The sequence below is a fragment of the Pseudomonas sp. NFACC14 genome (genome assembly GCF_900106885.1).
GTDB classification, from domain to species: Bacteria; Pseudomonadota; Gammaproteobacteria; order Pseudomonadales; family Pseudomonadaceae; genus Aquipseudomonas; species Aquipseudomonas fluorescens_AA.
In genome coordinates this window covers 105831-119468 of the sequence record NZ_FNOA01000007.1, presented here as the reverse complement: position 1 = coordinate 119468, position 13638 = coordinate 105831, and the positions used below count along the sequence as shown (strand labels likewise).

Below are 13638 nucleotides of genomic sequence, written 5' to 3'. Positions count from 1 at the left end.
ATCGCGAGCGAGCTCGCTCCCACAGGTTTTTGTGTCGTGTGCAGATGCTGTGAACACCCGCGAATTCATGTGGGAGCGAGCTTGCTCGCGATAGCAGTGGTCCGGCTACATAGCGGCTGGATGTGTGTCCTGCTCTAGTTCTTGCTTTGTACTTCGATCTCGACGCCCCGTTATCTCAACTGCTCTCACCAACAGCCAGGATGGTCGCCACCAACGCCTGGGCACGAGGCACCAGCGTGTCCAGTTCCAGGTATTCGCGATCGGTATGGACCTTACCACCCACCGGCCCGAGGCCACACAGGGTTGGAATGCCCAGGCTGGCGGTGAACCCGGAGTCGGCGCAACCGCCGGTGAACTCGCCTTCGACGCTGAAACCCAGTGCCAGGGCTTTTTGTTGGTAGATGTGCAGCAATCGTTCGCTGTGACGGGCCTCCATGGGTAGAAAGGTGGTCGCTTCCTTGAGGATGGCATGGGTGCCGATCAGTTCTTCTTCGGCGACGATGGCCAGGATTGCGGTAAGGATTTGATCCCAGTGCTTGAGTTCGATGAAGCGCACATCCAGCCGGGCCGAGGCGCTCGGTGCGACGGTGTTGCTGGAGGTGCCCCCGGATATCAGGCCCACATTAGTCGTGATACCTGCCGCGTAATCGGTCAGGGCATGGAGCTTGACGATTTTGCGTGCCAGGGCCTCGATGGCGCTGGCGCCGTCGGCATGGTTGACCCCGGCATGCGCCGCGCGACCGAAGACTTCGATGATCAGCGTGGCGCCGCCTTTGCGTGCGCTGACCACGTTGCCACTGGCCCGGCCGGGTTCGGTATTGAGCACGGCGCGGGCGGCACGGGCTGCCTGTTCGATATGGATCCTGGCGCTGCCGGAGCCGATTTCTTCGTCACCGGTGTACAGGACCTGCACCGGATAGGGCAACTGGCCGGCGCGCTTGAGTGCCATGAGGGCGAAGCAATTGAGCACCAGGCCGCCTTTCATGTCGGCGACGCCGGGGCCAAAGGCGAGGTCGCCATCGCGGCTGTAGCCGCGCGTCGTGGTGGTGCCTTTGGGGAACACCGTGTCGCGATGGCCCAGCAGCAACACCGGCTTTCCAGGTTCGCCTGGCACTTCGGCGAGCATCACGTCGCCAAAACCATCGACCGGCATGCGCTTGAGCAGGATGCCGTCGGCTTCCAGTTCTGCCGCGAGCAGCGCCCCCACCGCGTCGACGCCGGCTTTGTCATAGCTGTTGGAGTCGGTGTCGACGATACGCTGCAGCAGCGCTTCCATGGCTGGGCGCTGGTCGGCAAGCCAGTCCAGCGCCTGTTGTGGTGTGGCATTCATTGCGCCTGCTCCCGCAACTGATGTTCCTGGGTCAGGCGTGCCGCGTCGTTGCCCAGGTCCCAGAACAACCCGGCCATGATTTGCAGGCTTTCCTTGACCACCGGTGCCAGCAAGTGCTCGTTCGGCGCATGTTGCGAGCAGGCCGGGTACGAGTGCGGCACCCACAAGGTTGGCAGGCCGAGCACGTCCGCGAACACATCGTTGGGCAGCGAGCCACCAAGGTTTGGCAGCAGCGCGGGTTTTTTGCCGGTGGTCTGTGCCAAGGAGCCGAGTGCCCAACTGACCCACGGGCTTTGCGGGTCCAGCCGAGTGGCATGCATCACCTCGACGTGGCTTTGCCTGACCTCGACATTGCTGAAACCATGAGCATCCAGGTGGGCACGCACAGCCGGGATAAAGGTCGTGTAGTCGCTGTTCACCACGAAACGGATATGGCAGTGGGCATTGGCCTTGCCGGGGATCGCATGCACGGGGGCGTCCGGGTTGCCGGTCTTGAAGGCGATGACGTCGAGGGTGTTCCAGCCGAACACCTTTTCGCTCAGGGAGAGCTCGGGGTTACCCCAGTTGGCATCGATTTCCGGATCGCCCGGTCCGCCACCCACCTCAATATCGGCCAGTGCCTGGCGAACCGGTTCAGGCAGTGTCTCGGGCATCAGGCCCGCGACTTTCACCCGACCGTGCTCATCGACCATGCTCGCGATGGCATTGGCCAGAATGATCCCGGGGTTGGCCAGCAACCCGCCCCAGTTACCAGAGTGATGGGCGCCTTCACGCAGATTGACCACCAGCTCGAAGTTGAACACCCCCCGTGAGCCGAGAAAAATCGTCGGTCGTGATGCCGCCAGACGCGGGCCGTCCGAGGCGATGAACACATCCGCCGCGAGCTCGTCGCTGTGGGCGGCACAGAACGCGTTCAAGCCCGGCGAGCCTTCTTCTTCGCCCATTTCCAGCAGCAGCTTGACGTTGAACCCCAGCTTGCCGTCGCGAGCCTTGAGGGTTTGCTCCAGCGCGGTCAGGTTGATCAGGTGCTGGCCTTTGTTATCCGCCGTGCCGCGGCCGTACCAGCGATCGCCCTCGGCAATGACTTGCCACGGCGACAGGCCTTCACGCCATTGGGCTTCATAGCCGCGCACCACATCACCGTGGCCGTAGCTGAGCACGGTCGGCAGTTCTGGATGCTCGATGCGTGTGGCGATCATGAAAGGACCGCGCTCTGCCACCGGGTTGTCATAGATCTTGACGCTGAAGCCCATCGCCTCGACATGGGGGGTGATGAAGTCATGGAGGTAGCGATACAACTCGGGCCGGCTGTCCGTTGCCTGGCTTTCGGTGTGCAAGGCGACGCTACGTTCGAGCAAACTGAAAAATGCGCCGTTATCAAATTGCTCGGTGGTGTTGCTGATGGCCAGTGAACGACTCATGAGTGGACGAGCTCCAGTGTTTGGGCGGGATTGTCGTGAAGGTGGCAACGTACGTTGCCGCCGATAATCGGATCATTGGCCGGGTAGGCCGTCTTGCAGGGAGCGAAGCAGCTCGGGCAGCGCGGATGGAAGGTGCAACCGGAGGGCGGAGACATCGGATTGGGGAAGGAACCGCGCAGGCCGATTTCGGGAATGCCCAGGCGCGGATCGGGGGTGAGCACCGAATCCAGCAAGGCGCGGGTATACGGGTGGCCGGGTTCAGCGAACAGCGATTCGCGCGTACGTTCTTCGACGATGCGCCCCAGGTACATCACCGCGACCCGGTCGGCGAGGTGTTCGATGACCGCCAGGTTGTGGCTGATCAGCAGATAGGTCAGGCCGAATTCGCGCTTGAGGTCTTGCAGCAGGTTGAGAATCTGCGCCTGCACCGACACGTCCAGCGCTGAGGTGGGTTCGTCGCAGATCAACACGTCAGGGCGCATGATCAGCGCCCGGGCAATGGCCACCCGTTGCCGCTGGCCGCCGGACAGTTGGCTCGGATAACTGTCGATGACCCGCTTGGGCAGGCCGACCACATCGAGCATCGCTTCGGTCTTCTTGCGCCGCTCGGCGGGGCTGCCGATGTCATGCACGATCAGCGGCAGGGTAATGATTTCCCGCAGTGTCTTGCGTGGGTTCAGCGAGGAATACGGATCCTGGAATATCGGCTGGATGTGCCGGGACATTTCCTTGCGATCCGTCGCCGCCAAATGTTTGCCATTGACCAGCACATCGCCGCTGGTCGGCGCCAACAGACCGAGCAGTAGCTTTGCCAGGGTACTTTTTCCGCAACCGGACTCACCCACCAGGCCGAGGGTCTCGCCACGCATCAGGCGCAGGGAAACACCATCCACGGCTTTCAGGATGGCGGCGGGTTTGAAAAAGCCCTTGTTGATCCGAAACTCGCGACGGATGTCACACAGCTCCAACGTGATGTCTTTTTTCATGACCTTGCGCGCTCCAGAAGGCGAATCGGTGCCGGAGCCGGTGCGGCGAACAGGCAGCGCGCCATGTGTCCGTCCTGCTCGACTTCGGGGATGTCTTGTGCGCAGGCCGCTATCGCCTGGGCGCAACGATTGCGGAACGCACAACCTTGCTGTTCGCCCACCAGGCTTGGCACCAGGCCTGGAATCGAACCCAGGGCCTCGCCCGGTTTGGTCCGGCCAGGGATTGGAATACTGGCCAGCAGGCCACGGGTGTACGGATGCTGCGGGTTCTCGAACAGTTGCAGGGCAGGGGCGGTTTCGACGATTTCCCCGGCGTACATCACCGCGACCCGATCGGCGATCCGTGCCACCAGCCCAAGGTCGTGGGTGATGAAAATCACCGCCAGGCCGAGTTCTTTCTGAATGTCGCGGATCAAGCGCAGGATCTGCGCCTGGATGGTCACGTCCAGGGCCGTGGTGGGCTCATCGGCGATGATCAGGTCCGGTTCGCACATCAACGCCATGGCGATGATCACCCGCTGGCGCAAACCGCCAGACAGTTGATGCGGGTACTGGCGCAAGCGTTCGGTGGCATTGCTGATACCGACTTTCTCCAGCATTTGCGCGGCACGAGCCAGGGCATCCTTGCGCGACACCTTGCGATGCTGAGTCAGCACTTCGCTGAGCTGATCGCCAATGTTGTAGGCCGGGTTCAGCGAGGTCATCGGTTCCTGGAAGATCATCGCCAGACGGTTCCCGCGCAGGTCGCACATGCGCCGTTCGCTCTGGCCGATCATGTCGATACCGTCCAGTGTCAGCCGCGACGCGGTGCGTTTGGCCTTGCGTGGCAACAGGTCCATCAGCGCCAGCGAGGTCAAGGATTTACCGCAGCCGGATTCGCCGACGATGCACAACATTTCACCGCGTTCGACTTCAAAGCTCAGACCGCGCACGGCATGCAGCATGTCATCCGGCGTCGGGCTGTTGCCCATGGGGATGTCCACGCGCAGGTTTTCAACATGGAGTAGTGCCATGTTCGGTACCCTCTATTAGTAAGGCCGTCTATCAGTTGCGACCGTCGGGCAGGATCAGATCGCGCAGGCCATCGCCGACCAGGTTGATGCCCAGCACCAGAATCATCAGGGCGACGCCAGGAATGGCGATGACCCACGGGGAAAAGAACATGTAGGGTTTGCCTTCGGCGATCATCAAGCCCCAGGACGGCGTCGGCGGCTGCACGCCAACTCCAAGGAATGACAGGGCCGACTCCAGCAGGATCGCGTGGGCCATTTCCAGCGTCGCGACGACGATCAGTGCGCCGACCAGGTTGGGCAGGATTTCACTGGCCAGAATGCGCAGGGTCGAGCAGCCCAGCGCCTGGGCCGACGCCACATATTCAGCATCGCGTATCTGTTGCACCGAAGCCCTGACCACCACCGCGAAGCGATCCCATAACAGGCAGCCCAGCAGCACGATCACCACTTTCAGCGAGCCGCCCATCAACGAGGCCGAGGCCAGCGCGACCATCACGACCGGCATCGCCAGCCGGGTGGTGATCAGGTAGCTGATGAACGCATCGACCTTGCCGCCGTAGTAACCCGCCAACAGCCCCATGACAGTGCCGATAAAGCCGGAAATCAACGCCGCCGCAATGCCGATGAACAGTGAGATACGTGCGCCGTAGAGCAGTCGTGACAGGTAATCACGGCCCAGCTTGTCGGTTCCCAGGACGTATTCCCACGTGCCGTTGGCCATCCATGCCGGCGGTTTCATGCGCAGCATCACGTCTTGCGCATAAGGGTCATGAGGCGCCAGCCACGGGGCGAAGAGTGCGCCGGTGAAGATGATCAGCAACAACACCGTGCCAATGGCGAAACCACGATGGCGAAAGCTCTTGCCAAGCACTCGGCTCAGGCTGCTGGGGGGTGGCAGGTAGTCATTGATCGCGAGGGTAGTGGGGGTGCTCATGTAAGCCTCCTAGCGCACGCGAATGCGCGGGTCGAGCAGTGCGTTGAGCACATCGGCCAGCAAGGTGAGGATGATGTAGATCACCGCAATCAGCAGGACCACGGCCTGTACCACCGGAAAGTCATCACGGGCGATGGCGTCCCAGGCGAGTTGTCCGATGCCTTGCAGGGAGAACACGGTTTCGATCACCACCGAACCGCCGAGCATGAAGCCGAACTCCACCGCCGCCAGCGCGACGACCGGAATCAAGGCGTTGCGCAGTGCGTGCTTGAACAACACGCGGGCAGGGCGCAGGCCCTTGGCGCGGGCGGTGCGGATGTAATCGGAACTGAGCACATCAAGCATGCCTGCACGGGTCAGGCGCATAATCGCCGGCGTCGCGTAGTAGCCCAAGGCAATGGCCGGCATGACGAAGTGCAGCAGGGTCGAATTGCCAGACACCGGCAGCCACTTGAGTGTCACGGCGAACACCACGATCAACATCAACGCAAACCAGAAACTGGGCATGGCCTGGCCCAGTACGGCAATGCTCAAGGCCAGTCGGTCGATCCAGGTGTCGCGCTTGACCGCCGCCAGCACGCCCAGTGGAATCGCCACCAGCAAGGCGATGCCCAGCGCCATGGCCCCTAAGCCGAGGGTAATGGGCAAGCGGCTGGCGACGAGGTTGTAGACCGATTCCTGAAAGAAAAACGAGTTACCCAGATCCAGTCGCAGCAAATCGCCCAGCCAGTTGAAGTACTGGGTCGGTAGCGGTTTGTTCAAACCGTATTGCACGCGGATCTGTTCGATCTGTTCGCTGGTGGCTTCCGGTCCGCCAATGGCCGTGGCCAGGTCGCCGGACAGGTGCAACAGAGAAAAGCTGATCACCGACACGGTAATGGCGACGCAAATAGCGATGCCCAGCCGGCGCAGAAGGAATCCAAGCATGGCAAGTTTCCTCATATCCAATGGATGGCAGGTGTGAGGAGGTCTCCGTGGTGCGGGTTGGTCCGCAAGCCACGGCGCCTCTCGATCAATCCGCTCGGTTGCGGATCACTTCCAGCTGGACTGAACGAAACGCGGCAGTTCATCCGGATATGGCGTGAACGCCAGTTCGGAGGTGTAGGCGTAGTTCATCGAGTAGTTGAACAGCGGCGCCCAATACGCCTGTTCGCTGATGCGCTGCAACGCCTTGCGGTAGTTGTCCTTGCGCACTTGCGGGTCGAGGGCGTTGTCAGCGGTCTGCAACCAACCCTGGACTTGCGGATCCTTGATGTTGTCGTCCGGGTTGCCCTTGAACCAGGTGCCGGCCGACGCCGAGGTGTCGAGGATCGAGAACGAGCCCCAGGCCTGAAACGACATGGGCACCTTGCCGCCACGTTGCTGATCGCGCAGGGCGGCGTACTTCAAGAAGCGCAGCTTGGCGTTGATGCCCACGGCGCGCAGGTTGCCGATGATGGCTTCGACGTAATCACGGTCGCGATAGGCGAAGATTTCGGTCTCGAAGCCATTTGGGTAACCGGCTTCGGCAAGCAGCGCCTTGGCCTTGGCCGGGTCATAGTCGTAGACCGTGGCCGCGGTGGTATCGCAGCCGAACTGGCCTGGATAACAGGCAACCTGCAAGGGCTTGGCTTCGCCACCCACCAATTGCGTGGCCAGCGCATTGCGGTTGATCGCATGGTTGATGGCCTGACGCACCTTGAGGTTTTTCATCGGCGAGTTTTCAGTGGAGGTGCCCCGGGCATCAAGAATCAGGAAGCCGATGCGCATGGTTTCGCCGCTGGTCACGGTCAGGTTCGGCATGCCTTTGAGGTCGACCGCCTGATCCGAGGTCACACGCCAGGTCCAGTCGACACCATCGGTCATCAACTCGGCCAGGCGGGTTTCCGCATCCGGGATCACTCGGAATTTCAGGTGACCGATATGGGGCTTGCCTTGTGGGCTGTCTGGAAAGTAGTCCTTGTTGATCTCCATGGTCACGCCTTCGCCAGCCACCACCGACACGGCTTTATACGGTCCGGTACCGATTGGCTTGCGGCTGAATTCGGCCAGGCCGACCTTTTCGAAATACTGCTTGGGGAACATCGGAACGGCGTTGGACAGGTATTCCAGCGCCGGAGGGAAGGGCTTCTTCAAATGCAGGCGGACGCTGTAGTCACCGGTTTTTTCGGCGCTCTTGATCCAGTCTACGTTTTGCACGGTCACGACTTTCGCTTCGGGCGACACCACGTAGTTGAGGGTGAACACCACGTCGTCAGCGGTGAAGGCGTCGCCGTTGTGAAATTTGACGTCTTTGCGCAGCTCGAAGTCGATGGTGGTGTCGTCGACCTGTGTCCAGCGGGTGGCCAACATGGGTTTGTATTCGCCGCTGTTGGGATCGCGGTAGATCAGGTTGTCCCAGATCAGCCGACCGAGAATCACGCCTTCGCGTAGATCGTTGTGATAGGGGCTGATGTTTTCAGGCTCGCTGTCGGAAGCGTAAACCAGGGTGTCGTTGGCTTTACCGGCATGAGCCGGAAAACTGCTGATGATGCCCATCAGCGCGATAGTGCAGGCGAAACCTTTGATGCCCATGCCGTCGTCTCCGTTGGCGAGAGTGGTTGAATCAAAGGGCAGCGAATCGCAAAAGCGGAAAGGAGGGTAAAAAGACAGGTCATGTTTTTTTTGATCTGGACACGAATGTAGGGAAAGGCTATCAATGCCACAAGAATAATATTTCGATACTTCCTTTGCCGAAAAGGCAAACCTTGGGGGCGCCGATGCAGCTGTATGGTGTGCAGTCCACGGCACTGCGCTATTTTCTTGAAGTGGCGCGATGCGGATCGATCAGCGAAGCCTCGGTACGGCTGAACGTCGCGGCGTCAGCGGTGAGCCGGCAGATTGCCAAGCTTGAATTGGCCCTGGATGCCAGCCTGTTCGAGCGTCGTGCCCGGGGTATGGTGCTGAGCGAGGCGGGGGTACGACTGGCGGCTTATGCGCGCAAGTCGCAGCTTGAGGCCGAGCAGGTGGTGCTGGAAATTACCGAGCTGCATGGCTTGCAACGAGGTCATGTGCATGTGGCCTGCTCGGAAGGATTTGCGCTGGAGTACATGCCCAGGACCATCAGCGCGTTCCGGCGTGAGTATCAGGGCATTCATTTCACGTTGGAGGTCTGTGCGCCTGCCGAAGCGACCGAGAAGGTTCGCTCCGGCGAAGCCGATCTGGCGATGACCTTCAGCCTGACGCCGCAAAAGGAAATCAAGGTCGAACATGTCCTGAGCGGAGCGATTTTTGCCGTGGTCTCCAACGCTCATCCTTTGGCCGGGCGTGAAGCGGTCAGCCTCGCTGAGCTGCAACCCTGGCCCATTGCGTTACCCAAGGCCGACACCACGATACGGCAACTGTTCGACATCTGTTGCGGTGTACAGGGGTTGTTGTTCGACCCGGTGCTGACCACCAATTACGTTGCCTCGCTCTATAGCTTCGTCCGCGAAGAGGGGGGTATCAGCCTGGCCAGCGAAATGACCTTGCACAAGCAGGTGGCGGACAAGGCACTGCAATGCTTGCCGATCCTCGATGAAGGCATGCATGCGCGGCGCATCGAACTGCAAAGCATGGCTGGACGCAATCTACCGGCAGCGGTTTGTGCATTCAGGGATTTTCTGATTGCGGATCTGGCGAAAGCCAGGCTCTGAGCCGGGTGAGTGGGGCTTCAATGCTTGAATGACGTCATTCGATTTTTTCGACCATCAGCCGCAGCGTTGTATTTGCTCCAGGATCAGGTTATCGGTGATGTTCATGTCATCCAGCAACAGAAACATCTTGCTCAGCACCTCGGCCATTTTCTTGTCGGTGTCGGCGAACGGCAGGTAGAACTCCCTGGCGTTGCTGGCTGCGGGTACGATGCACAGGTAATGGCCGGGTTCGATATGGATGGCGGCGCTGCCCAGATGAATGCGGTAGTTCGCACGCTGGCCGGTAATGTGCAGAAAGTGCCCTTCGCATTTAACGTTTCGCAGCCCTAGCCCTTGAATCAGCTCGCCGACCAGTTCGGCGCGTCGTTGCACGGTTTCGTGGCTGGTGCTGTAGTCGTCTGCGGTGTGGGCCACGGAGACCAGCAGGTCGGCGTCACGCATGACTTCCGAGAACAGCAGCGGCGGTACTTGCTCAAGGGGGATGGCTTTGTGGTCGCGGTGGAACGCAATCGTGTCGAAGGTAAAGTGTTCTGTTTCCGAGAGGTAATGACCGGTATCCAGAAAGTTGAACAGGGCGTAAATGCCATGCTCCTTGCTCTCGTAATAGATGTCCTCGACGCTGGAGGTCGACCAGTTGCGCACCTGTAGCAACCGGGCGGCGACGTTGGCTTTCAGGCGGTGGCCGGCAAAGCGGTTGGACCACAGGCCGGTGTCTCGCTCGGCCGGTGTGAGCAGGTACAACTCGCGAAAGGCCTGTTTGAATGGCTGCACGCGGCGATGGGTCACCACGTCTTTCTGCCAGGCCGACAATTGGCCTGCCGTGAACAGATGAAAAGGGTGAGCGATACGCAGAGTCTTTTCAGCGATGTGTTGGCGGCCTTCAAGGTCAGTCACCGTCAGCGTCGCGGCATCGAGCCAGCCCAGCGCAGCGCCGTCGGCCTGCACAATGAGTTGTTCCAGTAGCAGGCGAGCAGCGGGCATTTTCAACAGTGGCTTCAGGTCGTCCAGGGCCAGGGTTTCGCCGCTGCTCATCATCGCTTCCAGGGTGCGGCAGAAGCGGCCGATCTGCTCCTTGAGCTGGGTCTGCTGCGTTTTGAGGTCGATGAAGGCTGCGTTCTTGCGAATCGCAGGCGGTGCGGTCTTGAGCGTCTTTGCGGCCTTGCAGATCCGCAATGTGGGTGACAAGCCGTCGATGACGAGTGTGACGTCATAGCCATCGATGGTGGCGGCGGTCAGGGCGGATTCGGCGATCTCCGATTCCATGGCCCATTCCAGGCGAATCGCCGAGGGGTAGCCGGCGACACGCGCCAGGTTTTCCAGGCCTGCCTGCACCGCTGCGTGGGAGTTGGCCTGGCGTTCAGCGCCGTACTTGCGCACCTCCTTGTGCAGTTTCTTGAGCGTCAGATAACGCTGGCGTACATCGTCCGAATCCATGACCGGCAGCAAGCCATAGATGCGCATTGCCGCCTGTGCATGGCGGGTCAACTTCTTTTCCAGCGCCGCTCGACCAATGCCCTGGTAGGCGTCGAGCAGCACACGGGTCTCGGGGAATGCCCAGTGCGAGGGAGCGAGCGTCGCGAGGTACTCGCGCAAGTGGTCTGGGTCGGCCTCGGCCAGCGCCTTGTCCAGCAGGTAGCGGTCCACCACGCCCACGGTTTCATCCAGCGTATTGGGCAGGTCGGTGCCCCAGCCGGATCGAGGTGCCAGGGCAATGTTCAGGTATTCACGCTGGAAGGCTTGCAGATCGCTCCAGCCGAGCGCGTCGAGTACCACCCGGCTGGCTTGTCCGGCGTAGGGCAGGGCGGTCAGCAGGGTATTTCTCGAAAAGCCGGACAACGCCGCGAGCAGCTCTGCCGATTGGTGTTTGGGCAAATCCTGAAGCGGCAGGAAGCATTGGAGCACCGCGGCCGTATCGCCGAAGCTGTCAAAGTCAGCCGGCGTCATCCCCAGTCGTTCGATGACCGCCAAGGCCTGCAGCAACCAGCGGGTCTGATACACCTCGACCAAGCGGAAGGTGTCAGCCAGCCGCTCGGCGTCATCGGGCAATCCAGCCAGGGCGTCCTCGACGTAACGAGCGGTGAAGTTCGCCAGTTCCGAGGGCACTTCGGCGGGGGTGTCGTCAGGCTGAGATGACTCATCATCGATGTCTTGCGGGTCATCGTCGTTTGAGTCGTCCTCGTCGAAATCTTCATCGGCGTACCGATTCAGGTCCGCATCATCGCTGTCCAGTCCGGTGTCGTCTGAGTAGAACATCATGGCGCGGCCCCAGGTATTGGCCGCCCGGACGAAGCGCGGGTAATCGAGGCGACCCGCTTCCATCAGGCCCAGGGCGATGCGCCTGATTTCCTTGTGCCCGTAGATATACGCATCGGCGATTTTCCTTTGTTCACCACCCGGCGTTGAAGGGGGCTGTTCGCGGTTCCAGCTGCCGTCCAGCAACCATTCGGCGAAGGTCTGCCAGGCCGGGGTGGACGGGTAATCGCTCAGGCGTTGGAGGCAGGCGTGAACATCGGGGAAGGCCCAGGCCTGGTCCGGACTTCTTCGGTAATAGGCCGGGCCATCTTCGTCAGTGGGCAGTGGATAGTCACTGTCCTCGAAGGCAAATTGCAGCATGTGCCGCAGTCGCGCGCAGATCTGTTCCAACCCATAGGCATCCGGGTGAGCCGTGACCCAGGCATCGCAGAGTCGATATTGCAGACCGTAGCGCTGTTGATCGCGGCGGTCCTCCAGATCGTCCCAAACGGTCGGGAACACAAAACCATCGGCCAGTGCCTTGGGCCCATCCTTGGGATGCTGCCTGACCCAGTCATCGGCCAGGCGCAGGAAATCGATGCTGTCCCAGAAGTCGGGCTCGAATACGTCATAGCGACTGAGCTCGGGATAGTCATCCAGCGCTTTGTCACAGAATGCTCGCAGTGCTGCGAGGCGTGTGGCTTGTTCAGGCACAGGACGGCGTGACGGCATGATATTGTCCGAAGAAGTGAGTGGCGAGGATCAGCCGCCAAGCAGTGGCACCAAGCGGATAAACGCGAGGGTGGAAGGGGGACTCAGCTCGATTGTCTCATCGAGCCTTTGCAGCATGACGCCGTTGTGCAGGACGCGGAATGCACGGTTTTCAAAACCCTTCAAGGCGCGTTCGACCTCAACGCCGACATCCAGGTCTGGAGGCGCGCTGACTTGGGGCATGACCACCGCGCCTTCACTGGCTTGCCGAAGTATGTCCCGCTCGCTCAGGTATTGGCGGTCGAGCACTTCACGCACCGACATTTGTTCCAGCCAGTGCTGGACCGACAGCGCGGCGATCTGTTCGGCTACGGTCAGGCGAATGAGCTCGGCGACCGTCAAGGTCGACGCGGTCGGAGTCAGGGTGACAGGGGGCAGCAAAGGCTCTTGGCGTGCGCCTTTCAGGCAATAGCTATGAACCACGAACTCCATGACGCGTTCCTTGCAAGCCAGGCCAGCCGGGCGGATGGCGCCGTAGCATAGCCCCGTGTGCAATAAATTTCATCACGTCGCCTTCTCTTTGCATCTTTACGATATTCGCCGGTCAGCCTCCCTGCGCCGAGCGGCCGATGAACTTCTGTTGTCGGCGGAAAAACCGTAGTGCTAAGGCTGGACGGTGCTCTTGGTGGAGACGATTTTGCCGTAGCCTTCCATGGGTGGCGTCTCGACCACCCACATACGCTCGCTGCGACATTTGAACTTCACACCTTTGCGCGGTGCCATGACTCTGGCCGTCTCCATGCACATTGCCCTGGTCGCGAAGGTAGGCCCCGGTTTGCGTTCCTCGACACAGCCTTCGATGCCACTGCAGATCGTCATCACAACAAAATAAACAGTCATCATCTCGGTATTGCTCCCTTGCGCGATGCGAGTGAACACATCCTGTAGTCCAGGTCGGCTGGGCTAAACGTTTAGCGGGGTTGCCTTCGGATAATGAGCTTCGATTTAAATCGCCAGCAATGGCACGTTGGTACCGCGCGTCGGGAAACTGTCGCTGTATTAATATATTTTTATTTCATCGATTTTTATGCCAATAACTTGGCGTCACCCGCGTGCCGGGGAGGGTGAACGCGGGGTCCATGAACACCCGAGAACCCTGTGGGAGCCGAGCTTGCTCGCGATAGTGTCGGTACATTCAACATCACTACAAGCTGACCCCGCGCTAGCGCGTTCCACACAGGGAATTTGTAGTGAGCGCCCGATCAGGCCATACCCCAATCGCTGCTCAGCACACGGGTCGCATCCTGACGGATTGGATTCACCGATGGGGTAGATCCATTCACAACTTCGATGCCGTC

General features: G+C 60.6%; 11 protein-coding genes. 1 reads left to right on the top strand and 10 read right to left on the bottom strand.

Going from position 1 to position 13638, the window contains the following annotated elements; all coding sequences use genetic code 11:
* Nucleotides 1-175: 175 nt before the first annotated feature.
* From BLU85_RS13395 to BLU85_RS13365, 7 genes are all read right to left on the bottom strand, one after another.
* Nucleotides 176-1330, bottom strand: coding sequence for a M20 family metallopeptidase (locus tag BLU85_RS13395; protein WP_092203486.1), 1155 nt, complete (start codon nucleotides 1328-1330; stop codon nucleotides 176-178).
* A complete protein-coding gene (locus BLU85_RS13390) occupies nucleotides 1327-2751 on the bottom strand; it encodes a M20 family metallopeptidase (protein ID WP_092203488.1) in 1425 nt (474 codons plus the stop codon). The genes BLU85_RS13395 and BLU85_RS13390 overlap by 4 nt, the downstream gene beginning before the upstream one ends.
* Nucleotides 2748-3737 carry an ABC transporter ATP-binding protein gene (locus BLU85_RS13385; RefSeq protein ID WP_092203490.1) on the bottom strand — a complete coding sequence of 330 codons (990 nt, stop codon included), beginning with the start codon at nucleotides 3735-3737 and terminating at the stop codon, nucleotides 2748-2750. The genes BLU85_RS13390 and BLU85_RS13385 overlap by 4 nt, the downstream gene beginning before the upstream one ends.
* Nucleotides 3734-4750, bottom strand: coding sequence for an ABC transporter ATP-binding protein (locus BLU85_RS13380; protein WP_092203492.1), 1017 nt, complete (start codon nucleotides 4748-4750; stop codon nucleotides 3734-3736). The genes BLU85_RS13385 and BLU85_RS13380 overlap by 4 nt, the downstream gene beginning before the upstream one ends.
* Nucleotides 4751-4781: 31 nt before the next feature.
* On the bottom strand, nucleotides 4782-5684 hold the full coding sequence (locus BLU85_RS13375; RefSeq protein ID WP_092203494.1) for an ABC transporter permease: 903 nt from the start codon (nucleotides 5682-5684) through the stop codon (nucleotides 4782-4784).
* A gap of 9 nt (nucleotides 5685-5693) precedes the next feature.
* Nucleotides 5694-6611, bottom strand: a complete 918-nt coding sequence (locus BLU85_RS13370) for an ABC transporter permease (protein ID WP_064053624.1) — start codon at nucleotides 6609-6611, stop codon at nucleotides 5694-5696.
* 105 nt (nucleotides 6612-6716) lie between these two features.
* Nucleotides 6717-8237, bottom strand: coding sequence for an ABC transporter substrate-binding protein (locus BLU85_RS13365; protein WP_092203496.1), 1521 nt, complete (start codon nucleotides 8235-8237; stop codon nucleotides 6717-6719).
* Between the two features lie 185 nt (nucleotides 8238-8422).
* Between BLU85_RS13365 and BLU85_RS13360 the strand changes: the two genes are divergently transcribed.
* Nucleotides 8423-9337 carry a LysR substrate-binding domain-containing protein gene (locus BLU85_RS13360; RefSeq protein WP_060742845.1) on the top strand — a complete coding sequence of 305 codons (915 nt, stop codon included), beginning with the start codon at nucleotides 8423-8425 and terminating at the stop codon, nucleotides 9335-9337.
* Between the two features lie 54 nt (nucleotides 9338-9391).
* On the opposite strand, the gene BLU85_RS13355 is transcribed toward BLU85_RS13360, so the two are convergent.
* The 3 genes from BLU85_RS13355 to BLU85_RS13345 form a co-directional block, all read right to left on the bottom strand.
* On the bottom strand, nucleotides 9392-12301 hold the full coding sequence (locus BLU85_RS13355; protein ID WP_092203498.1) for a DUF4132 domain-containing protein: 2910 nt from the start codon (nucleotides 12299-12301) through the stop codon (nucleotides 9392-9394).
* A gap of 30 nt (nucleotides 12302-12331) precedes the next feature.
* Nucleotides 12332-12772, bottom strand: a complete 441-nt coding sequence (locus BLU85_RS13350) for a hypothetical protein (RefSeq protein ID WP_092203501.1) — start codon at nucleotides 12770-12772, stop codon at nucleotides 12332-12334.
* Between the two features lie 171 nt (nucleotides 12773-12943).
* Complete coding sequence (locus BLU85_RS13345; protein ID WP_092203503.1) at nucleotides 12944-13219, bottom strand: hypothetical protein; 276 nt, start codon at nucleotides 13217-13219, stop codon at nucleotides 12944-12946.
* Nucleotides 13220-13638: the final 419 nt, after the last annotated feature.